This is a genomic window from Tenuibacillus multivorans (genome assembly GCF_900103915.1).
GTDB classification, from domain to species: domain Bacteria; phylum Bacillota; class Bacilli; order Bacillales; family Alkalibacillaceae; genus Tenuibacillus; species Tenuibacillus multivorans.
The window spans coordinates 32933-57306 of the sequence record NZ_FNIG01000003.1; the positions used below are offsets into that span (position 1 = coordinate 32933).

General features: G+C 36.9%; 25 protein-coding genes. 3 read left to right on the forward strand and 22 right to left on the reverse strand.

The features are described from left to right. Positions 1–3: 3 nt before the first annotated feature. On the reverse strand, positions 4–2052 hold the full coding sequence (locus BLP77_RS05050; protein ID WP_093856039.1) for a sigma 54-interacting transcriptional regulator: 2049 nt from the start codon (positions 2050–2052) through the stop codon (positions 4–6). 143 nt (positions 2053–2195) lie between these two features. On the opposite strand from BLP77_RS05050, the gene BLP77_RS05055 reads away from it, so the two are divergent. Then, positions 2196–2435 (forward strand): DUF2627 family protein, encoded by a 240-nt coding sequence (locus tag BLP77_RS05055; protein ID WP_093856417.1) that lies wholly within the window; start codon positions 2196–2198, stop codon positions 2433–2435. Positions 2436–2468: 33 nt separating this feature from the next. On the opposite strand, the gene BLP77_RS05060 is transcribed toward BLP77_RS05055, so the two are convergent. The 3 genes from BLP77_RS05060 to BLP77_RS05070 all read right to left on the reverse strand — a co-directional run bounded on the left by BLP77_RS05060 (position 2469) and on the right by BLP77_RS05070 (position 6552). Next, positions 2469–3416, reverse strand: coding sequence for an agmatinase family protein (locus BLP77_RS05060; RefSeq protein WP_093856040.1), 948 nt, complete (start codon positions 3414–3416; stop codon positions 2469–2471). 77 nt (positions 3417–3493) lie between these two features. Beyond that, a complete protein-coding gene (gene putP / locus BLP77_RS05065) occupies positions 3494–5011 on the reverse strand; it encodes a sodium/proline symporter PutP (RefSeq protein WP_176752962.1) in 1518 nt (505 codons plus the stop codon). 182 nt (positions 5012–5193) lie between these two features. Then, positions 5194–6552, reverse strand: a complete 1359-nt coding sequence (locus tag BLP77_RS05070; RefSeq protein ID WP_093856041.1) for an aspartate kinase — start codon at positions 6550–6552, stop codon at positions 5194–5196. Between the two features lie 318 nt (positions 6553–6870). Here BLP77_RS05070 and BLP77_RS16115 point away from each other — a divergent pair, with 318 nt between their 5' ends. Further along, the gene (locus tag BLP77_RS16115; protein WP_261753359.1) at positions 6871–7005 is read left to right on the forward strand and encodes a hypothetical protein; all 135 of its coding nucleotides are present in this window, start codon (positions 6871–6873) and stop codon (positions 7003–7005) included. A gap of 10 nt (positions 7006–7015) precedes the next feature. Continuing rightward, positions 7016–7492: an HD-GYP domain-containing protein gene (locus BLP77_RS05075; RefSeq protein ID WP_245686808.1), complete on the forward strand. Its 477-nt coding sequence runs from the start codon at positions 7016–7018 to the stop codon at positions 7490–7492. A 93-nt stretch (positions 7493–7585) separates the two neighbouring features. Here BLP77_RS05075 and spo0A read toward each other — a convergent pair whose 3' ends face one another. The 18 genes from spo0A to spoIIIAF all read right to left on the reverse strand — a co-directional run bounded on the left by spo0A (position 7586) and on the right by spoIIIAF (position 24360). Further along, positions 7586–8371, reverse strand: coding sequence for a sporulation transcription factor Spo0A (gene spo0A, locus BLP77_RS05080; RefSeq protein ID WP_093856042.1), 786 nt, complete (start codon positions 8369–8371; stop codon positions 7586–7588). Between the two features lie 221 nt (positions 8372–8592). Further along, positions 8593–9672 carry a SpoIVB peptidase gene (gene spoIVB / locus BLP77_RS05085; RefSeq protein WP_093856043.1) on the reverse strand — a complete coding sequence of 360 codons (1080 nt, stop codon included), beginning with the start codon at positions 9670–9672 and terminating at the stop codon, positions 8593–8595. Positions 9673–9841: 169 nt separating this feature from the next. Beyond that, positions 9842–11557 (reverse strand): DNA repair protein RecN, encoded by a 1716-nt coding sequence (gene recN, locus BLP77_RS05090; RefSeq protein WP_093856044.1) that lies wholly within the window; start codon positions 11555–11557, stop codon positions 9842–9844. A gap of 14 nt (positions 11558–11571) precedes the next feature. After that, the gene (gene ahrC / locus BLP77_RS05095) at positions 11572–12024 is read right to left on the reverse strand and encodes a transcriptional regulator AhrC/ArgR (RefSeq protein WP_093856045.1); all 453 of its coding nucleotides are present in this window, start codon (positions 12022–12024) and stop codon (positions 11572–11574) included. Between the two features lie 41 nt (positions 12025–12065). Next, positions 12066–12887 carry a TlyA family RNA methyltransferase gene (locus BLP77_RS05100; protein WP_093856046.1) on the reverse strand — a complete coding sequence of 274 codons (822 nt, stop codon included), beginning with the start codon at positions 12885–12887 and terminating at the stop codon, positions 12066–12068. A 2-nt stretch (positions 12888–12889) separates the two neighbouring features. Further along, positions 12890–14782: a 1-deoxy-D-xylulose-5-phosphate synthase gene (dxs, locus tag BLP77_RS05105; protein ID WP_093856047.1), complete on the reverse strand. Its 1893-nt coding sequence runs from the start codon at positions 14780–14782 to the stop codon at positions 12890–12892. A gap of 29 nt (positions 14783–14811) precedes the next feature. Further along, complete coding sequence (locus tag BLP77_RS05110) at positions 14812–15402, reverse strand: hypothetical protein (protein WP_093856048.1); 591 nt, start codon at positions 15400–15402, stop codon at positions 14812–14814. Positions 15403–16109: 707 nt separating this feature from the next. Next, positions 16110–16988, reverse strand: a complete 879-nt coding sequence (locus tag BLP77_RS05115) for a polyprenyl synthetase family protein (protein ID WP_245686809.1) — start codon at positions 16986–16988, stop codon at positions 16110–16112. Positions 16989–16990: 2 nt separating this feature from the next. Then, the gene (gene xseB, locus BLP77_RS05120; RefSeq protein ID WP_093856050.1) at positions 16991–17221 is read right to left on the reverse strand and encodes an exodeoxyribonuclease VII small subunit; all 231 of its coding nucleotides are present in this window, start codon (positions 17219–17221) and stop codon (positions 16991–16993) included. Positions 17222–17224: 3 nt separating this feature from the next. Continuing rightward, positions 17225–18568 carry an exodeoxyribonuclease VII large subunit gene (xseA, locus tag BLP77_RS05125; RefSeq protein WP_093856051.1) on the reverse strand — a complete coding sequence of 448 codons (1344 nt, stop codon included), beginning with the start codon at positions 18566–18568 and terminating at the stop codon, positions 17225–17227. Positions 18569–18582: 14 nt separating this feature from the next. Continuing rightward, positions 18583–19431: a bifunctional methylenetetrahydrofolate dehydrogenase/methenyltetrahydrofolate cyclohydrolase FolD gene (gene folD, locus BLP77_RS05130; protein ID WP_093856052.1), complete on the reverse strand. Its 849-nt coding sequence runs from the start codon at positions 19429–19431 to the stop codon at positions 18583–18585. A gap of 12 nt (positions 19432–19443) precedes the next feature. Next, on the reverse strand, positions 19444–19827 hold the full coding sequence (nusB, locus tag BLP77_RS05135) for a transcription antitermination factor NusB (RefSeq protein ID WP_093856053.1): 384 nt from the start codon (positions 19825–19827) through the stop codon (positions 19444–19446). A gap of 221 nt (positions 19828–20048) precedes the next feature. Then, on the reverse strand, positions 20049–20447 hold the full coding sequence (locus BLP77_RS05140; protein WP_093856054.1) for an Asp23/Gls24 family envelope stress response protein: 399 nt from the start codon (positions 20445–20447) through the stop codon (positions 20049–20051). Then, positions 20448–21821: an acetyl-CoA carboxylase biotin carboxylase subunit gene (gene accC, locus BLP77_RS05145; protein ID WP_093856055.1), complete on the reverse strand. Its 1374-nt coding sequence runs from the start codon at positions 21819–21821 to the stop codon at positions 20448–20450. A gap of 14 nt (positions 21822–21835) precedes the next feature. After that, positions 21836–22345: an acetyl-CoA carboxylase biotin carboxyl carrier protein gene (gene accB / locus BLP77_RS05150; RefSeq protein WP_093856056.1), complete on the reverse strand. Its 510-nt coding sequence runs from the start codon at positions 22343–22345 to the stop codon at positions 21836–21838. Between the two features lie 195 nt (positions 22346–22540). Further along, entirely contained in the window at positions 22541–23113 is a 573-nt protein-coding gene (locus BLP77_RS05155; RefSeq protein WP_093856057.1) for a SpoIIIAH-like family protein, read from the reverse strand. Positions 23114–23116: 3 nt separating this feature from the next. Next, positions 23117–23746, reverse strand: a complete 630-nt coding sequence (spoIIIAG, locus tag BLP77_RS05160; RefSeq protein ID WP_176752963.1) for a stage III sporulation protein AG — start codon at positions 23744–23746, stop codon at positions 23117–23119. Between the two features lie 2 nt (positions 23747–23748). Next, a complete protein-coding gene (gene spoIIIAF / locus BLP77_RS05165) occupies positions 23749–24360 on the reverse strand; it encodes a stage III sporulation protein AF (protein ID WP_176752964.1) in 612 nt (203 codons plus the stop codon). Between the last annotated feature and the right edge of the window lie 14 nt (positions 24361–24374).

The following is a 24374-nucleotide window of genomic DNA, read 5'->3' on the forward strand; positions in this document are numbered from 1 at the left end:
TTGTCATGTGTCTTTGCCTAGGTTATATTTATTCATCTTATAATAAAGATTCCTGATCGAAATCTTTAGTTGTTTAGCTGTTTTGGATTTGATGAAATTGTTTTTTTCTAATGTTTCAATTAGAAGTTGTTTCTCAAATTCATCTAGCGCTGCCTGTAATGAAATAACTTCATCATCGTATGAACCATTCATGATGTCTAAATCATCAAACGATGTCTTTCTTAAAGGTGGCAGATGCTTTCCTCTAATGATTTCATCCTGAATTTCCATGTTGATCATAGCGCGGCCGATAATGTTATCAAGCTCTCTTACATTACCGGGATAGTTGTATTTCCTTAACTTCTCTAAGGCTTCATCGGATATGGTTTCGACACTTCGACCATAGTTTTCATTTAACTGACTGATTAAATAATGAACTAACGGATAAAGGTCCTCCATTCGCTCTCTTAAAGGTGGAATGTTAATTGGAAATTTACTTAATCGGTAATATAAATCTTCGCGAAATTCACCGGACATAATAGCTCGTTCCAAATTGACATTCGTTGCAGCGATAATTCGAACATCTACGTAAATAGGTTCAGAACCTCCAACACGTATAATGGTTTGATCTTCAAGAACGCGTAATATCTTAGCTTGGAGGTCTTTTGATAAGTCGCCAATTTCATCTAGAAAAATACTTCCTTGATGTGCTTCTTCAAAATAACCGATTTGTTGCTCAGGTGAGCCTCTTTCATCTCCGAATAATAATCGATCTAACACCTCTTCATCGAAAGCAGCGCAATTAACCCGAATAAATTTCATATGTTGACGCTTACTTTCATTATGAATGGCATGAGCAATTAACTCTTTCCCTGTTCCAGATTCTCCCCGCAACAATACCGTCGTTGGTGTTCTCGCTCCGAGCTTAGCTTGTTCTAAGGCTAGTATCATATCAGTTGATTTAGCTACGATGTCATCAAAGGTATACTTCGCTTCAAGGTCACGAATGATTTGTCGCGCTCGTTTTAGCTCAGAAGTTAACGACTCAATCTCAGATAAATCATGTATGACACCGACACTTCCTTTAAGTTTGCCGTCCACAATAATCGGTGCGACATTAACTAATACGTCTCGTTTATGCGGTCCTACCTTCATTCGTGCTCCGCGCACTGCTTGCCTTGTTTGTAGTACCTTCATGTGCATACTCTCGCCCTCAGATATATCAGCTGTTGCTGGTTTACCGATGACATCTTTCTCAGATAAACCCGTGATTTTCGTATACGCGGGGTTAATCATGATCCCTTTACCCGATTCATCTACAACTGATATAGCTTCTTCACTTGATTGGATAATTGCTTCGAGCATGACTTGAATATCTTTTAAGTTTGTAATTTCTTCGGCTAAGCTGACGACGTCTGTAATATCCTTAAAAACAGCAAAAGCACCTAATGCTTCACCAGAATCACTGATTAATGGAATCCTTGTCGTAATGATTTTTTTGCCATTATTCAATGTTAGACGTTGATTAACTTCCTGCTCCCGGGTTTCAAAAATTTTAGGGAGCTTCGAATCAGGTATAATATCTAAAACTTTTCGCAGAATCATCTTCTCAACGGGAAATTCTAGAATTTTACTGGCCGATTCATTTGCCATCGTAATCGTTTCATTAGGATCAATAACGATTAAACCATCATGAATAGAATTCAGTACCATATCACGCTTTTTGGTGTTCTTTTGAATCTGTTCCAGTAGACACTCCTTCTCATTTAACAGTTCAAACATCACATGAGCTACTGTCCCAGGAATTAGTACACAGTGTTTTGGTTTAATCGCCATCAAATCATGGAAAACTTCCTGATCCCCAGTCGTTTCCACTAAGATATCTATTGAATCATCAATAGCTTGACGATAATTGCGATAAGTATGTATGTTTAATGATTGCGCTATTTTAATACCAGGTGCATGTGAATCAATATCTGCAACACCAGTTATATTCAGCATTTCAGCTTGATCAAACAACTTTAATATCGCGCTTCCACCATTACCTGCTCCAACAATTATAACATTTTGCATACTTTACACCTACACCCTGCAATTTTTTGCACACTTCCATCATAATGAAAGCGCTTTATTTTTGCAAGTTTTTTTCATTTTTTATTAATACGATTAATGATATACTACTTAAGGATTAAGGAAGAGATAAGGTCGTGTTAGAAATGCTTCGATTGATTGCTTTTTTAATGTTATTACTCCCAGGTATACTAGCCGTTTATGGCATCAAACTGATACGGGATTCGTTCTTTGGCTTAGTAAATCCGGTGTTTATCAATGTGATAATTCAATTTTTGGCTGGATTTATTTTTACGGGCATGGGAATTGGATTTATTGGCGGCTTTTTATTACATCGAGATCGGAAGAAAAATAAAACAAAAGGACGATTTACCGATAAAAAATAACCTGACTCTTAATTTGAGCCAGGTTATTTTCGTTTATTGTTGTTGATTTAAAATGTTACCTGCTAAAGCATAAAGAACAATGGTTGAAGCTAAATGAGATGAGAAATCGTTTTGGTCTTGAATAGGATAGATTTCTACTAAATCCATTCCACTGACGCCTTTTTTAGTAAACGAGTGAACAAGCTCAACTAATTCATATGATGTCAAACCATTGCCGTCAACTGGGCCTGCAGGGTTAAACGCAAAGTCTAACACATCACTACAAATCGAAAGATATACGGCCTCTGTTCCTTCACTAGCTTGAGCATAAGCGCGATCTGCCATCTCTTGAATGTTTCCGGATTGTCTAATTTCACGAGATGTGATGGTTGTCGCACCAGCTTCTTTCGCATAACGGCCACTCTCAGGCTTATTACGCGGCCCGTGAATTCCCATATGGACAATACTCTCATTACGAACAGCTTCCGTTTCGTATAATCGAGCAAATGGGGTAGAACGTGCATATTTATCCCCTTCATGGTGTTGCATATTATCGTAGTGTGCATCCAAATGAATAATACCAACCTTTCCGTCAACACGATCACTTAAAGCTTTGACGATTGGATAAGTAATGCCGTGATCACCACCAAAGGCAACAGGGAACTTCCCTGTATCCCACACTTTACCAGAGAAGCCTTCAATTCGTTTCATTGTCTCAATCACATCAGCTGGGACAACATCAACATCACCTAAATCACCTAACTTGTAATGCTCGAAAACATCGATGTCATTTAACTCAGGGAGATAACCACTATAGCGAGCAGAGCTTAAACGAATAACTTTAGGACCTAATTCTGCTCCCGTATAATCTCCCCATGTTACAGCGCCTTCCCAAGGTACGCCGTAGATTAAGACATCTTTTTCATCTAAATCCTTCGAGTCAAAAGTTACTTTTTTGCTACTAAGAAAACAAGGGGTGTTTCCATAAATTTTATCTGTCATGTTATACCTCCTCTTTACTGTCATAACAAAGAGGCTTGGGCATTCCCCAAACCTCTCTAAATAATTTTAGTCTATACCTATTTTTCTTCTTTAACAACCTTTTCGTATTCCTCAATAATATCCTCTGAAGGTTTCCGATCCATTAAACTAAAAATGACAATCGCGATAGATGAAAGAAGGAACCCGGGAACGAGTTCATATAATATTCCAGCTAACGTCTCGTTAAATCCCCAAACGAATACCGTAATACCACCGACAAGCATGCCTGCTAAAACGCCATTTCGAGTTGCTCTTTTCCAGAATAACGAGAATAAAACAGCGGGTCCAAACGTTGCACCAAATCCAGCCCAAGCGTAAGATACGAGTTCAAGAACTGAACTTTCTTCACCCCAGGCTAACCCCAATGCGATAAGAGCAATGACCATAACCGAAACACGTCCGATCCAAACTAATTCACTTTCGGATGCTTCTTTTCGGAAAAACTTACGGTAAAAGTCTTCAGTTAAGGCACTCGAGGATACAAGTAATTGAGAGTCAACCGTACTCATGATCGCGGCTAATACTGCTGCTAATAAAACGCCAGCAATCCATGGGTTATATGTCATTTCGACTAGAACGATGAATACTTGCTCTGGATCAGACAATGGTTCTGCAATGGTAACGGAACCCAACATACCAACAAGTAAGGAACCGTAAAGTGGGATAGCAACCCCCATTGTCATCGCAATCAACCGAGCTTTACGAATTTCCTTGCGATCACGAATCGCCATGAATCGGGCTAAAATATGTGGTTGTCCAAAATAACCTAATCCCCATGCTAATGCAGAAATGATGCCTAGAAAACCAATTGCACCAGCTGATTCCCAAAAGATTCCTTTCTCATGGTCATAACTAGTCCCTTCAAAAGCATCGGTTAAGCTTGAATTTACTGACGCTAGCTCATCAAATAATGCGCCAAAACCACCTATTTCATATAGACCATATATAGCTGTTACTGCTAAAGCTAAAAACATCAAGAATCCTTGTATAAAATCAGTCCAACTAACAGCTAAAAATCCTCCAAGGAATGTATATCCGACAATAACAGTCGCACCAATAAGTAATGCTGTATGATATTCAAAACCAAACGTTCCTTCAAACAATTTTGCTCCTGCTACTAACCCAGAGGCAGTATAAAATAGGAAGAAAATTAAAATAAATGCTGCAGCGATAATTCTTAGTAAATTCGAACGATCACGAAAGCGATTTTCAAAAAACTCTGGTAATGTAATGGCATCATTAGAGTATTCTGTGTAAACGCGTAAACGTCTCGCCACATATTGCCAATTTACCATGGCACCGATTGCTAAACCGACTGCAATCCATAAACTCCATTGCCCAAAACCAGCAGCATATGCCGCACCGGGTAATCCGAGTAACAGCCAACCGCTAAAATCACTAGCCTGTGCAGAAAACGCTGTGACCCAGCTGTTTAATTTACGGCCACCTAGGATATAATCGGAGAGAGTATTCGTCATGCGGTAAGTAATAAAACCGATAACAATCAACATAACTAAATATAATATAAACGTTAAGTAAGTCGGGTTGATATCCATTATTCTTCTTCTCTCCCCTCTTTAATAAAAGTAATGATTGCCCAAACCACTAATAGCGGTATCGGAACAAAGAACCAAAACCAGGTTCCAGCTGTAATTGACAAAATCTCCATACTTGTCCGTCCCCCTTAAGAATTAGATTTAATACTATTGTCTGATAAATAAGATAAATATAGCAAGTATTAAAATTCGGATAGTTCGATAAAGTCATGATAGAGCATTTGTACAGCTCGATTAATATCAGTTTCTTGCATCCCAAACATCATAGATACATCAGAAGATCCTTGGTTAATCATTTCGATGTTAACGCCAGCTTTTGCAATAGCCGTTGTCGCAATAGCTGCAACATTCACACGACTGCTCATCCCCTCGCCAACAATCATAATGATTCCAAGTCCATGGGATATTGAAATAGTATCAACCTGCAACTCTTCTTTTATACGCTTAATGACCCTTTGTTCCTTACCTTTATTTAATTGATCAGAACGCACAATAACCGACATACTATCAATACCAGATGGTGCATGTTCAAATGAAATATCTTCTTCGACTAGTATGTTTAATAAACCTTTACCAAAACCAAGTTCTCGGTTCATCAAATATTTACCGACATAAATACTTGAGAATCCTTTGTCACTAGCTATACCGACAATTGGTCCATTATGATGCTGTTTTTCTGCTGAAATCATCGTTCCCGGCTTTTGTGGTTCATTCGTATTTTTAATACAAACTGGAATGTTTTGGTTAAACGCAGGAATTAAGGCTTCATCGTGAAACACTGAAAAACCAGCATACGATAACTCACGCATTTCCCTATATGTTAACGACTTAATTTCCTTTGGATCATCGATAATAGTTGGATTAACACAATAAACTGAACTTACATCCGTAAAGTTCTCGTATAACTCAGCATCAATACCCGCTGCAATGATTGAACCGGTGATATCAGATCCACCTCTAGGAAATGTCATTAAAACCCCTTTTTCTGTATACCCATAAAACCCTGGTATCACTATGATGCCTTCTCTTTTTCTCAATTGATAAATTTTTTCGTAACTCATATCAAGAATTTGAGCTTCACCTGGCTCATCGCTGACAAAAATACCTGCATCCCTTGGGTTCACATATGATGCTTTCAATCCTATTTTGTTTAAATAAGCACTCAATACACGTGCTAAAGAATCTTCACCCATAGCTTTTAATGAATCCTTTAGATTTGATTCTTCTTTCGTATCGTTTAATAGTCGTTTCGTTTCATCCTTAATTCGCTGAACAACCTCACCGTTTAATTCTAAATCCTGTGTAATCGATAAAAATCGATCCGTAATTTTATTTAATATCTCATCAATCTCTTGTCCACTTGTATATTTTTCTCCAAGCTGAATAAATAAATCCGTAACTTTAATATCATCTTCAAATCGTTTCCCAGGGGCAGAGACAACAATAAACTTCCGTTTTGGATCATCTTTAATTATATTTGCAACTTTCTCAAGCATGTCTGCATTTGCTACAGAGCTTCCCCCAAATTTGGCGACTTTCATCTGAATACCTCCATTGTTTTAATACGTTATAAATTTTATCATTTTCATCAAAATTAATGAAACTGTGCTTGAGCGAGTACTTCCGAGTGTACAGCGCTTAGACAAAGCAATTTAAATTGTAGGACACAATTAACCAAAAAAATAACACCGTATGGTATGAGGTTCTAATAAATCAATATTTAGAAATAGCAGATTATTTTTTAAAATATATAACTTATTTTAATCTTGTACGATTATTCGGAAATCTCTATAATTAATGACAAAGAAAACTCTTCGATTGACGAACTTTGTAAGTCGTCAAACAATAGGGGGCTAACTATGTCAAAAAGAATGCCGGAGTCACTGTTCGGTGAAATTGCTCAAGACAGTGAAGTTTTACAACAATTCCAACATCATTCCTATAGAGTGATGTACTTATCTTCTATGTTGGCTAAAAAAACCGGACTACGATGAAGATTTACAAGTGGCGGCCTTGTTACATGACATTGGGAAGGTTGGGATTGCAAAAGAAATATTATTTAAAGATAAGAAATTAAATAGTTTGGAAAAAAACATTATTAAAAGTCATTCTCACGTCGGTAATTTAATTGTACGCAGAGAACTTGGAAAAACTCGTGCAGCTGAATTTATTAGAAAACACCATGAAAATTGGGATGGGACAGGCTATCCTCGGAGATTAATTGGCGAAGATATTTCAATACAGGGAAGAATCATTAGGATATGTGATTCATTTGACACAATGACATATGACTTAAGAAATTATAAACTGACGAAATTGTCATATAAAGAAGCATTTGATGAATTAGAAAGGTGTTCATGGACTGACTTTGACGGCAATTTAGTTCAAGATTTCATTTCGTTATTAATTGAGATTGAATTACCCGATTCTTGGTATGATCAATTTGATTCGAAATTCATCGAAAACCTTTATACCAACTGACTTATTGTAAAGAAAAACGTTGCTTTTCGTCAAGTTTATAATCTAAAAAATAGCCTTCTTTAAATTGTTGTACAATTTAAAGAAGGCTTCGTTTTACCCAACTTTATGTTCTAAACGTAATTTATCTGCGATCATGGCGATAAATTCACTGTTCGTTGGCTTGGCTTTAGAAACACTAACGGTATAACCGAAAATGGATGAGAGCGAATCAATATTTCCACGGTTCCAAGCCACTTCAATCGCATGACGAATAGCACGTTCAACACGTGAAGCTGTTGTATTGTATTTTTTAGCAATATCCGGATAAAGAACTTTTGTAATGGATCCTAAAAGTTCAATATCATGGTAGACCATTGAAATGGCTTCACGTAAATACAAATATCCTTTAATGTGAGCTGGAACACCGACTTCATGAATAATCGATGTAATATTAGCATCTAAATCAATTTTAGGCGTTCCTTTAAATTGGCTCATTTGTTCATCTACTTTAATCGGCGAATGTTGAGCGGCACCAGCAGCTTGTAACACCTGTTCTTTTAGCAATTCCAAATCAAAAGGCTTCAGCATATAATATGTAGCCCCTAATTCAACTGCTTTTTTGGTTACGGACTCTTGACCAAACGCCGTTAACATAATGACATTAGGCATATCTACATTCAAATGGCGCATTTTTTCTAAAACAGCTAATCCGTCAACATGTGGCATGATAATATCTAAGATGAGTACATCCGGATTGGTGTCTTCAATCATCGTTAAACATTCTTTACCGTTATAGGCTGAACCCACAACATTAATTGAGTCTTCCTCACCAAAATAATTCTCTAACATAGCAACCAATTCTCGATTGTCATCTGCAATCCCTAAACTTACTTTTTCCATTGTGAACCTCCTAGATTTTCTTTTTCCACACTAATCTCTATTCCATTTAAATCGTAAAAATCCTTCTTTTATCCGAAATTTTTTTATAATATTTATTTTTTTATACAATTTCTTTTTATTTCTTCATATTACGACATGATTCTTTATTTTTTAAAAATTTTTGTCGACCTTAATTAAAAATCCCAATGCCACCTTTCTTGGATGACATTGGGAAATTTTCATTAGCTTGCTTCTTTTTCGGTTTCTTGATCTGTTTCTATTTCTAATCCTGCTTCATTTAACATCCATTCTACATGAACACCATAGCCACTTGTCGGATCATTTAAGAAGACGTGAGTGACAGCACCTACCAATTTCCCATCTTGAATAATCGGGCTTCCACTCATCCCCTGAACAATACCACCTGTTTCATCTAATAATTCTTTATCGGTGATTTTAATCACCATACCCTTAGTTTCTGGATTTTTACTCGGGGCACTATTAATAATTTCAACATCATATTCCTCAATCTTATCATCTTTAACAACGGTTAAAATTTTAGCTTTACCTTCTTTAACTTCGTTTGCCTTAGCAACAGGAATTGGATCACGTAAGTCATTAAAGTAAGAAGGATTCTTTAATTTTCCAAATATGCCATATTCACTATTTTTTTGAATAGTTCCTAAGCTTTTATCATCCATAGAAAAACGGGCTTTTTTCTCACCAGGTGCCCCGTTTTGACCCTTGTTTATCGATGTGATATCAGATGACACAATCTTACCATTGTAAATATCAATTGGCTTTTTCGTCTGATGGTCCATAATAATATGGCCTAAAGCACCGTAACTCTTTGACTCTGGATCGTAGAAGGTTAGTGTCCCTATACCAGCTGATGCATCCCTAATAAAAAGTCCAAGACGGTAAGCTTCGTCCTTGGAATCATACACTGGTTGAAAGGATAAAGGAAAGATGTGTTCTTGACGTTTAATTAACAATTGAACCGGATCATTTTCCTGTTCAATACCTTTAATTTTATCAATAAATGTTTCCATATCTTTAATTTTTTCACCATTAACCTGTAAAATAATATCCCCAATTTCTACGCCTGCTTTCTCTGCGGAAGAGACTTTACCATCATCCGTATTAACTGGGCTAAAACCTACAACGACTACCCCTGAAGTGTGCAATTTTACTCCAATGGATTGTCCTCCAGGTATAACTTCACTTACAGTTTCTTGTGCAAAAACAGCATTGACATGTAGGAATGGAATAAAAAACGAAACAAGGAGAATGAAATGTATTGAATGGCGAGACTTTTTCATGATTGACACTCCTCATTTCTTTTTTGAAGCTGTAAGCTTAATTTGAGCATTTGAGGTCGTTTTTAAACGATTAAAACACATGCAATACAGTTTATCTTTTCCTACATTTCGATTTATTTAAAGGTATAAAAAAACGCCTAAAAACTACTTAATTTTAGGCGATTACTCGTTAAGATTTGACACTTTTAGCTTGCTGTATTAATTCTTCAGCATGTTGTTTTGTCGTATCCGTTACTTCAGTACCAGAGATCATTCGACCAATTTCTTCAACCGCTTCATTTTGACTTAACTGTTTAACGTTCGTTGTAGTGCTTTTATTATCTTGGTCCTTTTCAATTAATAAATGCTGATCAGACATTGCCGCAACTTGTGGTAAATGCGTAATACATAAGACTTGAGATTGTTTGGATATGTCATGTATTTTCTGGGCAATGGCTTGGGCAACACGTCCGCTTACGCCTGTATCCACTTCATCAAAAATGACACTCGTCACGTTTTGATGTTCAGAGAATATACGTTTTAAAGCCAGCATTATTCTTGAAATCTCTCCTCCTGATGCGACTTTTTGTAATGGCTTTTCTGGTTCACCAGGGTTTGTACTAATCATAAATTGAACTTGGTCCATACCATTCTTTAATAATTTAACTGAAGAATCCTTCCATCTTACATCGCCACTAACGGTGGAAAAAGATACGTTGAATGAGGCCTTTTCTAAATATAAATCCATTAATTCCTGCTGAATAGCCGTCTTAAGCTTCTGACTTATGCTTGTTCTAATACGATGAAGTTGTTCAGCTTCCATTAACGTATCCTTTTCCACTTCTATTATCTGTTTTTCAAGTGCTTGAAGATGTGTATCTTTGTTTTCGAGCTGTTCTAATTCTTCTTCCATGTGGATCATCATATTAACGATTTCTTCAACGCTTTTCCCATATTTTCTCTTTAATCGATTGATTTCATGCAAACGTTTTTCAATTTCATTTAAACGATCAGGCTGAAATTCCATTTCATCTAAACGATTACGCAAATCGAAGGATAGCTCCTCAATGGCATAAAAATTGGATTTAAGCTGTTCCGATAAGCTGCGAAACGTTTCGTCCACATCTTCTAATTGTTCAAGTGATGTCATGGCATGTCCTAAAAAATCAAGTCCTTTATTTTCTCCATATAAAGAATAATAAGTCGTTTGTAAGCCGTCATAAATCCGCTCAAAATTCGCTAATTTGTGGCGTTCTTCTTCTAATTGTTCGTCTTCTCCAACTTCAAGCTTTATCTCTTGAAGCTCACTTAATTGAAATTTTAATAAATCAATTCTTTGAGCAATCTCTTGTTCGTTTTCTGATAAATCCTTAAATCGCTGTTTAAGACGTGAATATTCACCGAATAACTCATCATAGGATTGCATGGATTCTTGAATGGTTGTTTGATCAAATTGATCTAACAATTGAATATGTTTTTCTGACTGCATTAAGGATTGTGTTTCATGTTGACTATGTATATCGATGATCGTCTGTCCGATTTCTTTTAAGATGCCTAACGTAATCAGCTTACCGTTAACACGACAAATACTCTTACCTTTAGCCGTAATTTGGCGTTGCAAAATAATACTACCTTCTTCATCGACAGGTAGATCAAACTGATTCAACACCTCATAAACATGATGGTCTGGCTCATCAATAAAAAATATACCTTCTATATTAGCTTGTTCGGCCTTATGACGAACAAATTCAACGGAAGCACGTGCTCCAGCAAGTAGCTGAATCGCATCGATAATAATCGATTTACCTGCTCCTGTTTCACCTGTTAAAACCGTTAAACCTTCTTTAAAATCAATACTAATATCATCGATAATAGCAAAGTCTTTGATATTGATTTGAGCTAACACGTTAGACACCTCGATTATTCAAGCATATCGTTAAAGCTTACAAATACATTCTGGCAATTTTTCGGAGACCTGCAGATGATAAGGCATGTGTCATCACCACATATGGTCCCCATTAAGCCTTCCCATTCTAATTGATCTAATAATGCTCCAACCGCCTGAGCATTCCCTGGGATCGTCTTTAAAATAATAAAATGGTCTGCATGATCAATCGACACAAAACTATCCGTCAGCATACGTTTTAATTTCTGAATAGGGTTAAAACGTTGATCCTGAGGCAGACTATACTTATAGGAGCCGTCATGTGTCGGCACTTTGACTAATTGTAATTCCTTAATATCACGTGAGATGGTTGCTTGAGTCACGGGATAGCCTAGTTCATGAAACCTGGACACCATTTCATCCTGTGTTTCAATGTTTTCATTTGTAATAAGTTCTCGTATTTTCATTAAACGTTGTGCTTTCTTCACGTTAGTCATCACCAACTTGGTTTCTTTTATAGAACGTTCCCTTATTTTTGCCTGTGAAATTCTTCGTGTGCTGACTGAATAACTTTGGTAATGTATGGTTCAGTGACATGATTGACAGCTTCTCCTTCAGAGCATCTTGCATGCAATAGAAATTCAATATTACCATCACCACCCGTAATGGGTGAAAAACTGACATCAACAATGTCATAGCCCTCATTAAAAACAAATTGTGTGATGTCTAATACCACTTGCTGATGTACCTGAGGATCACGAACTATTCCTTTCTTACCAACCTGGTCTCGTCCTGCTTCAAATTGGGGTTTAATCAAGACTATAGAATCGGAGTTTGGTTTTAATAAATGCTTGAGCACTGGAAAAATGAGCTTTAACGAAATAAATGACACATCTGTCACTGCAAAGCTTGGTAAACCGTAATTAAGATCTTCAGGTGTCACATATCTAAAATTGGTTCTTTCCATGACATGAACTCTCGGGTCTTTTCTTAATTTCCAATCTAACTGGTTATAACCCACGTCAATAGCATAAACCTTACGTGCACCATTTTGTAATGCACAATCAGTAAAGCCACCTGTAGAAGAACCAATGTCCAAAACCAAATGATTTTTGACGTCGACGTCAAAAACATTCAAAGCCTTTTCCAATTTTAATCCACCACGGCTAACATAAGGAATCGCTTTACCTTTAACTGTAATGTCATAAGTTGGGTCAATCTTTATACCAGGTTTATCAAGCCTTTCATGTTTATGAAAAACTAAACCCGCCATAATTGAACGTTTTGCTTTTTCACGTGATTCAAAAAATCCTTTTTCAACCAGTAATGTGTCTAATCTTACTTTTTTCATCTTTAAGCTCTTTTCTCTTTAGATGGTACCATTTCTTTTAAAGTTTGCGTTATTTGTTCAGTCGTTAATCCAATTTCCTCTAATAACTCATCGACACTACCGTGCTCAATAAATCGGTCTGGAATGCCCATTCGTTTGATAAATGGGAATGGTATATTATGCGATTCGAAAAACTCTAATACAGCACTTCCAAAGCCACCTTGCAAAGCATGCTCTTCTAAAGTTAAAACAGGAAGATTTAAATTGGCTATTTCACTAAGCATTTGTTCATCTAAAGGTTTAATAAACCTAGCGTTGACAACTTTTACCGAAACGTCTTCTTTTTCTAACTGATCTGCAGTTTCTAATGCTTTGTCTATCATTGTACCAAAGGTTAAAATGACAGCATCATTACCCTCTCTTATTACTTCCCAAGTTCCGATTGGTACTTTTTTTAGTGATTCATCACTTGGTGCCTCTTTAGCATTTCCTCTTGGATACCTTACTGCAATTGGACCATCTGAATGCTCTAATGCTGTATAAACCATATGCTGACACTCATTCGCATCTTTTGGCATCATAATCGTCATATTTGGTAAATCACGTAGAAATGAAATATCAAATACACCCTGGTGCGTTTCACCATCTGCCCCGACTAATCCGGCACGATCAATTCCAAACGCAACGTTTAAGTTCTGACGACAGACATCGTGTACGACTTGGTCAAATCCACGTTGTAGGAATGTAGAATATATCGAAAGAAAAGGTTTCATGCCCTGTGTAGCGACTCCACCCGCGAGTGTCGTCGCATGCTGTTCAGCAATACCGACATCAAATAATCGGTCAGGAAATTTCTTTTTAAAATCCTCTAATTTTGAACCAACTGTCATTGCTGGCGTAATGGCGACAACTTTTTCATCCTTTTCAGCCACTTTCGTTAAGGTATCACTTACGATTTTACTCCAACCGGGACCATTGGAAGCTTTTTTCAAGCCTTCTCCTGATTCAATCTTGTAAGGACCGACACCATGCCAGGTTCCGACCTTATCAGTTTCAGCAGGCTTATAACCCTTACCTTTTTTCGTAATCGCATGAATCAAGATTGGTCCTTCTGTCTTTTTCGCATAATTTATGGATTTAAATAAATCTTCAAAGTCATGACCATCAACTGGTCCATAATAAGTGAACCCTAATTCTTCAAAGAACATGCCCGGAACGACTAAATATTTCATACTGTCTTTGACACGTTCCGCCACTGTTGCAATACGTCCGCCAACAGCTGGAATCTTTTTCATTACCCATTCTATTTCATCTTTAACCCAATTGTATTTATTTCCACTTCTTAGTCGGCCTAAAATATTATGAAGAGCCCCAACATTTGGTGCAATAGACATTTCATTGTCATTCAAAATGACAATCACGTTCTTCTTCTCGCTTCCAATATGGTTCAGTGCCTCAAGTGCCATACCACCAGTTAGAGCACCATCACCAATGATTGGTACGACTGAGTGATCTTCTTTTTTTATATCTCTCGCAATCGCCATACCCATTGCGGCAGATAATGAAGTTGAACTGTGACCCGTTTCCCAAATATCGTGATCGCTTTCATTACGTTTAGGAAAACCACATAATCCTTTATATTTTCGAAGTGTTGAAAACGCATTAGTTCTACCGGTAAGTATTTTGTGAACATAAGATTGGTGCCCAACATCCCAAATTAATTTATCTTTTGGACTGTCAAATGTTTGGTGAAGAGCTAGTGTTAGCTCTACTACACCTAAATTAGGGCCTAAATGACCTCCCGTTACTGAAAGCTGTTCAATTAAAAATGAACGGATGTGTTCACTTAACGTTTTTAACTCTTCAATGGATAAATCCTTTAATTCATTTGGATGTTTAATCTCATTTAGATCCACAGTGGATCACTCACCTTTATTCGATATATTTATTTCTTTTGCTTTTTTAATTCAGGTAAAAGACGTATATGCAAGTTACGTTCCACAAAAGAAACCGTTTTACCTGCCATCAATATAATTTCGGTGGATTTAGTCATTGCTAATGTTTTACCAAACGCTTTTCCACCCACCGTTAAGGCTGCTACAATGCTTGTTAAAATAATATTTAATACAGATTGTAAATCAACACCATTTGTATTTATAACCGCTGCCAATTGAATCACAACGAGTGTTGATGCAGCTCCACTTACGATCCCAGCTATATCACCGATTACATCATTACAAAACGATGCAAATCGGTCAGCATTTCTCACAATGATAATAGCTTGTTTAGAACCGGGCACCTTTTCAGCTGCCATGGAATGAAAAGGTGTCTCAGAAGCAGCAGCCGCTGCAATTCCCATCATATCAAAAAATACCCCAATAAATACAATGATAAAAACAATGATTAACCCAATTGCCCAACTTGTACCACTTAGTACCGAAGTCGATGCAATTGAAAAAATTGCCGCTAACACTAAAGTGATAACGGCTATACTTATACTGAATCGCAGTGATTTTTTTATCGTATTTTTATTCATAAATTCCCTCGTTATGGCTCAAAATATGTGTCATAACACTCAATATGTAATGCTGGGGATGGTCACTTAAAAGATAAATATTGCGGCATAGGTCCAGTAGGTTTTCCCAGATCGTTACCATGTGTTGCCACAACGGCGGTTCCCCTTTAAAACGATCTTAACTGCGTCACCACAGTTAGACTGGATTACCACTAAGTCCGCACTACAATCCCTTTTAAGTGTCCAACGAGCAGTCTAGGAGTTTTCCTCGACAGTCTTTAGCCACTTCCTAGCCTCTTTTGCAGTGTTTATTTCATACAATACTGACAACGTGTTCACGGTGGCCATTCCGCTTTAACGTTAAAAATTGTAATCCCCTAAACACCACTCAAGGCAGGCTACGCTGCAAATAAGAGGTATTAGCCCTTATAATGCAGGTTCATACCCCATTTCGTACCCCATTAAGCGCGATTAATGGGGCACAATAATGGGCCTCCGCGGAAGCAGGGTCAACGCCCACATGCCATTGTGGATCGCCCTACGACCTTAACTCCCAGCATTGACCCAAGGCTGGGCGCCTCAAGCCAACACCAGAAACTTCATCGATGTGCCCTTTGGCGGATTTTTAGGCCCGCCTTCAGAAGTGGAGGACCGACTAGAATACTGCACCATCCCTCGTACAAGTACTATTTTATCATATTTATAAATGACAAACAATTGTATTAGAGTCAGGAAGTCCTTTCACCGAATATTTGTAATAGTTCTAATAATCTCGGTTGATTGATACGGGCATCATCGTACTTTTTCTTAGCCTGTTGCATGTAATGTTTCTTGATTTCATTTGTTTGATTTAAACCCAAAACCTTTGGGTAAGTGCTTTTGTTCTTTTCTTCATCGCTACCTACTGGCTTCCCAATATCATCCTTATTCCCTTTTACATCCAATATGTCATCTTGGATTTGGAAAACGAGACCTAAATATCTTCCAAATTCGTCCAGCGCTTCTATTTGTGGTGGAGTTGCTCCTCCTAAATATGCTCCAATTTTGATAGCCACCCTAATTAATTGACCTGTTTTTAACTGATGAATATTGTTCAATTCTTCTTCCTGAAGGTTTTGGTTTTCGCTTTGTAGGTCCAAAAACTGCCCAGCAATCATACCTTCTAAACCACTTGCCTGACTTAATTGCTGTAACACATAAATTTTTTCTTCCGCTTCTAGTTGATTCGACCTGCTTACAACTTGAAAAGCATAAGTTAATAAACCGTCACCTATAAGAATCGCTGTCGCATCATCGTATGCCTTATGAATGGTATATCGTCCTCGCCTGAAATCATCATCATCCATAGCTGGTAGGTCGTCATGAATTAATGAATATGTATGAATCATCTCTAAAGCCAAAGCTGGATGAATAATTTTATCAGTCGATTTCGGCTGAAAAGCTTCAAATGATGCCATCATCAAAATCGGTCTTAATCTTTTACCTCCTGCTTCAACCGCATAGATTAAAGGTTGCTTCAATCGTTCCGGTAAATTGAGTGACTGGCATTCATCCTTTATTAATGGATTAATTTCATTTTGTTTTTCTTGAATATATTGATTGATCACACCTATTCTTCCTCCACAATGTAAGACTCAGTTTCACCATTTTCGTTCATAATTTCCGTAATTTCATCTTCAACAGATTTCAACTTATCATTACAAAACTTTGAAAGTTTCATCCCTTCTTTATAATACTCAATAGCCTTTTCTAAAGGGACATCTCCTTCTTCTAGTTTATCAACTATATCCTCTAGGTTTTTCATCGCTTGTTCAAACGTTAATTCCTCTTGATTAGCCATCCGTTAATCCTCCTTTTCTTCAATTCCCCAAACGTGGCTATCTAACTGACCATCTTTTAATGATATCTTTAAGATATCACCTGAGTTAACCTGCTTGATCGACTTAACAATATTACCTTCCTTATACGTAATCGAATATCCTCTTTTCATGGTTTCCAACGGATTTAATATTGATAGTTTTTCAAGTTGCTTTTGAAAACGATCAATGTTTTTGTCCTTAATATTTTGTATTGATGTTTGTAGGCGAGCCCGTTGATATTGTAAAGCCTTCTCCTCATCTCGAACTATACGTTTTGGGTTATTCCTGAATAATCTTTGTTGTAAATTTCGTTGTTCAGCTTGTTTTTCAAATAAATATCGCTCTGTATACTTGTTTAATTGAATCACGATTCGGTCTAAGTCTTGTTCTTTTTGTCGCGTTAAATGAATTGGGTATTTAAAGGCATAAGCCTGGCTTAATGATTGAAGCTTATCACGATTTGATTTTAATCGATGCTGAACGCTTTGATGTAAACGTTGAGTCATTCCTGTTAATTGCTGTTTTAGATCAATCAACGATGGTACAGCGAGTTCAGCTGCTGCTGTTGGGGTGGGAGCCCTTAAGTCTGCTACAAAATCACTAATTGTAAAATCTGTCTCATGACCGACAGCAGAAATCACGGGGATGGTTGAGTTTGCAATGGTTCTAGCTACCTGTTCCTCATTGAAAGCCCACAACTCCTCAATTGAGCCACCACCTCGACCGACTATGATGGTATCGAAGTCTCCGATTTTATTCGCATATTCTATCGCTTTAACAATTGAAGGAACTGCTTGTTCACCTTGAACCGATACTGGTAAAATCGTGCGTTTAACGGATGGAAACCGGCGTTTTAATGTTGTGATGATGTCTCTAACGGCGGCTCCAGTAGGTGATGTTACGATGGCAATCCGACTGGGAAATTTGGAAATTGTTTTTTTTCGTTCAGGTTGGAATAAACCTTCTAAATCTAATTTCTTTTTTAAGTCTTCATAAGCTAAAAATAATGCTCCGATACCGTCGGGTTGCATACTTTGAACATAGATTTGGTATTGTCCCTGAGGTGGATATACGGAAATATCTCCACGTATCAACACTTTCATGCCATTCTCTGGCCTAAATTTTAATTGCCGATTATGGCTAGCAAACATGACAGCAGAAATACGAGCATTCTCATCCTTTAAAGTAAAATACATGTGCCCACGTGAATGGTGGTTAAAATTTGATATTTCCGCCTGTAGCCATACATTCTTTAAGTGTCGATCTGTATCAAATTTCCGTTTGAGATACTTGGTTAATGCCGATACGGTTAAATATTGTTTCTCCAACTTTTATACTCCCCTTAAACAGTGTTCCGAGCTGCTTTAATTGTGTTATGTAAAAGCATTGTAATCGTCATTGGTCCTACCCCTTTTGGAACTGGTGTAATTTTATTTGCCTTTTCTTTAACGGATTCAAAATCAACATCCCCTACGACTTTACCATTTTCCAAAAAGGTGTTACCGACATCTACAATTACAGCTCCTTCCTTGATATCGTCCTCGGAAATAAATTGAGCTTTACCGACTGCAACAATTAATATGTCAGCTTGGCGAGTCATGTGTGAAAGATTATTTGTTTTTGAGTGTGTATAAGTAACCGTTGCATTTTGATTCAATAATAATTGACCGATTGGCTTCCCGACAATGTTGCTTCTTCCAATGATGACGGCATGTTTACCTTGAATATCAACATTGTAAGACTCTAATAGTTTGATAATGCCTATTGGTGTACATGGAATTAAAGCATCATGGCCAATAGCTAACCTCCCGACATTAATCGGATGGAAGCCATCAACATCTTTTTGGGGATGAATATATTCTAATACCTTTTTTTCGTTAATGTGTTGAGGTAGCGGTAATTGGACTAAAATACCGTGTACAGTTGGATCTTGATTTAATTGATTAATCTTACCTAATAGCTCTGATTCTGATATATCATCCTGAAGCTCAACGACGTTTGATTGAATACCAATCTTTTCACAAGCTTTTTGTTTCATTCGAACATAGGTTTTTGAAGCAGGATTATCGCCTATAATTAAAACAGTTAAGGTTGGGTAGATGTCAACATCGTGTAATTGCTCAACCTCTTTTTTTAATTCGGCACTCATTTTTTTGGCCAATGTATTCCCGTACATAATCGTTGTGGACATAAATCCCCCACCTTACTCATTCATAAATTTAGATAATACTCCATTGATGAACTTCCCTGACTGATCCTCATTAAACCTTTTGGCTAATTCAACGGCTTCGTTAATTGCTACCTTCTCTGGTATTTGTTGTTCATATAACAATTCATAAACAGCAATCCTTAATACGGTTTTTTCTACCGTACCAATGCGTGAAAATGACCATTTTTCTAGTTTTTGATCAATGGCCTGATCCAGCTCATTTCGATAATTTAAAACACCTTGGATTAGCGTTTTGGCATAAGGATTGACATTTTCATCAATCGATTGGATTAAATGTTCACTTGTTACATCTTTATTAATATCAATTTGGTATAAAACCTGAAAAGCTTTTTCCCTGGCGTGTTTTCGCTCTTTCATGTCTGTGCTCCTTTAAAGAACTTATCGTCAAATCTTAATGGCAAATTATTTTACTTTAAACCTATAACAACTTTAAAACATTCTTTATGTGTAAAAACAAAATATCCTTATATATCCTACCACGTACACCGTAAGTTTACCACGAAAACCATGACAATGAAAAAAGATGTAAACGAAATAAAGACTTGCAAGGTATAATTCCCTGCAAGTCCTTATAAAAATTAATCATTCTCTTTAATTCCCTCTGTTCGATCTTCAATTTGAATACCAACCACATGGACATTAATTTCTAGAATTTCTAAAGCAGTCATGTTTTTTAAAGTTGAACGAATGCTGTCTTGAATTTTTTGCGCCACAGTTGGAATTGATACACCATAATCTAGGTCAGTAAAGACATCAATAACAATACCTTCTTCTGAAAGATCGACTTTGACTCCTTTACCATGTTTCTTTTTGCCAAACCGTTCGGTAACATTAGAAGCTAAATTACCTCGCATATTAGCAACGCCACTAACTTCATTTGCTGCTATTCCAGCTATAACCTCAATAACCTCTGGTGCAATTTCCACCTTACCTAATGTTTGATCATCGCTCACATTTAATAATTGTTTGTCTTCCATCTATTTCACCTCTTTAGCCGTTTCATCCGATAATACATCATACTCTTCAAGGAATTTCGTGTTAAATTCTCCGCCAACAAAGACCGGATGATTCATCATTCGTTTGTGGAATGGAACAGTCGAATAAATACCTTCAATGACAAATTCATCTAGTGCGCGATTCATCCGTTGCACAGCTTCATCTCTAGTATTACCGTAAGTAATTAATTTTGCAATCATGGAATCATAATATGGCGGTATATTCCAACCAGTATAAGCGGCTGAATCCACACGAACACCTAAACCACCAGGCGGTAAGTACATATCAATTTTTCCGGCTGAAGGCATGAATTGACGGAAAGGATTTTCTGCATTTATTCGGCATTCAATGGCCCAACCTTCAAAGGTTACTTCATCTTGTTTAAAGGATAATTCATGACCATTAGCAACGTTAATCTGCTCTTTAATTAAATCAATTCCGGTAACCATTTCGGTAACAGGGTGTTCAACCTGAATACGGGTATTCATTTCCATAAAATAAAACTCATCTTGCTGACGATCATAAATAAATTCAATCGTCCCCGCACCAACATAATTAACAGCCTGAGCTGCTTTGACTGCAGCTTTACCCATTCTTTGCCGGGTCTCATCATTAATAGCTGGTGACGGTGTTTCCTCGATTAATTTCTGTAAACGTCTTTGAATCGTACAATCACGTTCACCTAAATGTACTGTATTGCCATGCGTATCAGCAATGATCTGAATTTCGACGTGTCTAAAATCTTCAATGAATTTCTCTAAGTATACGCCTGGGTTTCCAAACGCTGTTTCAGCTTCATTTTGTGTAATTCGTATTCCTTTTTCAAGTTCTTCTTCATTTCGTGCAACTCGAATTCCTTTACCGCCTCCACCAGCGGTAGCTTTAATAATGACTGGATATCCGATCTCGTCAGCTATTTTTTTACCATCTTCAACACCATCAATGATACCATCAGATCCAGGAACAATTGGAACGCCTGCTTGGTCCATCGTTTCACGCGCGACATCTTTGGTACCCATTCTTGATATGGCATCAGCGCTAGGTCCAATAAACGTGACATTACAAGCTTCACACATCTCTGCAAAGTCTGCGTTTTCCGATAAAAAGCCATATCCTGGATGAATGGCATCTGAATCTGTTAGTTTAGCTAAACTCATGATATTTGTTTTATTTAAATAACTTTCTTTACTTAATGTAGGACCAACACAATAAGCTTCATCTGCTAGTTGAACATGTAATGAATCTTTATCGGCCTCAGAATAAATCGCAACCGTTTCAATTCCTAATTCTTTAGCTGCACGTATTACTCGTACTGCGATTTCGCCTCTATTAGCTATTAATATTTTTTGAATCACGGACATTCCCTCCCTTATTGTTTCTTCACTCTGAATAGTGGTTGTCCGTATTCAACTAATTCACCATCATCGACTAATATTTCAACAATCTTACCTTTAACTTCTGCTTCAATTTCATTAAATAATTTCATTGCTTCTACAATACAAACAACTGAACTGGTGTCTACTGAATCTCCTACCTGTACATATGGATCATCATCCGGTGTAGGTTTAGCATAAAACGTTCCGACCATAGGGGAAACGATTTCATAATTAAAATCAGTATTTTCATTAGTTGTCTCTTCTTTCGTTTCTTGTTTAACCTCTTCTTTTACTACCGGCTGCTTTTCAACCGTTGGATTAGGAGCCTGTTCTTGTACCTCCTGAATTTGAGTTTGTGCAGGACTTGGTTTGGCTACAGTGACCACATCACCATTTTCTTTTTTTAACGTTACTTTTGTACCGTTTGATTCATAAGTAAAATCAGAAATCGATGACTCATCAATTAATTTAATCAGTTCACGTATTTCTTGTACTTTTAGCATATCCTTGGCACTCCTTTTATTTTAATAACAGGTACTAATAATTCCTACTAAATATTGTACGATAAACAACTTATAAACTTCAACTCAATCTTATAGAAATAGATTTATTTTTTAAATAGCTGAACACCATATGACTTCCTTTTAAACATAATAATATCCCATACCGTATCGATATGGGATGAAAAGGGTCTTGGTTTATACATCATCTTCTTGTAGTTTGACACGGACTTCTTTTTGACCAAATTCATCACGTGCCATTTGCATTAATTCATTTGCATCCGTCTTTGATAATTCATTTGCAATAACCGTAATTTGTACGACTTCTTCATTATTTCGAACTAATACATCGCGATACTCTTTCTCATACTGAATCGTTTCTTCAAGAATCGTTTCCTTTTGAGCTATCGTTTGAAGCTCATGAATTTTATCCCTGGCCTCACTCTTTTCTTCTGCCGTTGCATTTTCAGAAGCAACTACATTATTCCAGGATTCAATTTGCTCACCACGTGTATCATCTCTCTCCATTCGAATTGTCGCAAAGACTTCATCGACATTCATACCTGATACATCTACGTTACTTCCGGTCTCGCCTTCAGTTCCATCCTCCGTACCTTCATCAGTTCCTTCTTTATTGTCTTCTTCGGTTTGTTCTTCATCATCATTCCCCATCACAGCGACATTATCAGGAGCCGTCATATAATACACACTTAATACAATTAATAAGCTTAGCATTGTAATTAACCAAACTGTTTGTTTTTTCAATACCATTAATTATTCCTCCTCATCTTTTGGCATTACTGCAATTCTGTGCGTTGAAACATCTAATAATCTTGAGACTGATTCAACGACCATCTGTTTAATCTGAAGATTATCAACCCCCTCCGCAATGATTAGGACACCTCGAACGGACGGATTTTTTTCCTGAATGAGTAATGGCTTTTCTGAATTGTTTTTCCTCAGAATAACCGTTTGATTTTCTATTGTTTCATCCTCTACTTCTCTTGTTCCGCCATTCTGGTCAGTTTCACTCGTTCGCTGATGCCCTGTAATAGTATTTTTTTCATATACTTTTAACGAGGAAGCCTCTAACTGTAGCATAACTTGTACATTAGAAACTCCTTCGATGGTCTCAATCGCCTTTGATAAATCTTTTTGCATCTGCTGTCTAATCTCACTCGCTGCCTCTTCCTCAGAAACGCTATCGCCATCTTCATTTTTATCTAAAAATACTTCTTCCTGCTCTAGTTCTGTTGGTTCGTTTTGGTTAGTATCACTTGAGAAAATGTTAGAAACAATTAAAAAGAGCAACCCGATTAATCCAATTAATATAATGTAGGATCGTTTTGTGGGTCGGTCAGTGTCATTTTTCATTTTGAGAAGATCCTTTAATTGTTGAAACATCGTCACGCTCCTCCCCATACAAGTTTAATTTGTTCAGCTGATACGTTTAATTTACTGGCAATCGTTTGCTTAATCGCATCTTCTTCATCATGAGTATTTGGTTCTGGTTTAGTTGGAATCGTTACATCTTCAACTTCATTAATACGGTTGTCCGATTGTTTCTCAAGTCGAAACGTAATGGATTCGAAATTTTGAACAACCTCTTCTGTGGAACCCTCCGCAGCTTCATCATTCAGGCTGATTGAGATGTCTCTAATCGCAACTTGGTACTGATTCATTAAATCCTCTTCTAATAAACTTTTGATATCTTGTTGTAACTGTTCTAATATATATGCATCTTGTGAGGCTTGTATTTCATTTTTTTTGTTATTTATTTGTTCTTCTAAATCTTCTTCCGTTAAACCCTCTAATGACACCTGCCATGACTGAACGATTTGATCGGGATTAATCCCAAAAAGTTCAGTCAATGGATGAAGAAACAATAAAAATATAACGAGACCAAACACAAGCTTAATTACCTTTTGATGAGAGGTCGTCGGAATTAAAAGTGAAATAATTGTCGCCAAAAATATAAAAAAGACGATTTGCGTAATCCAATCGGTTAAAAAATTCATCATCTCTCACACCT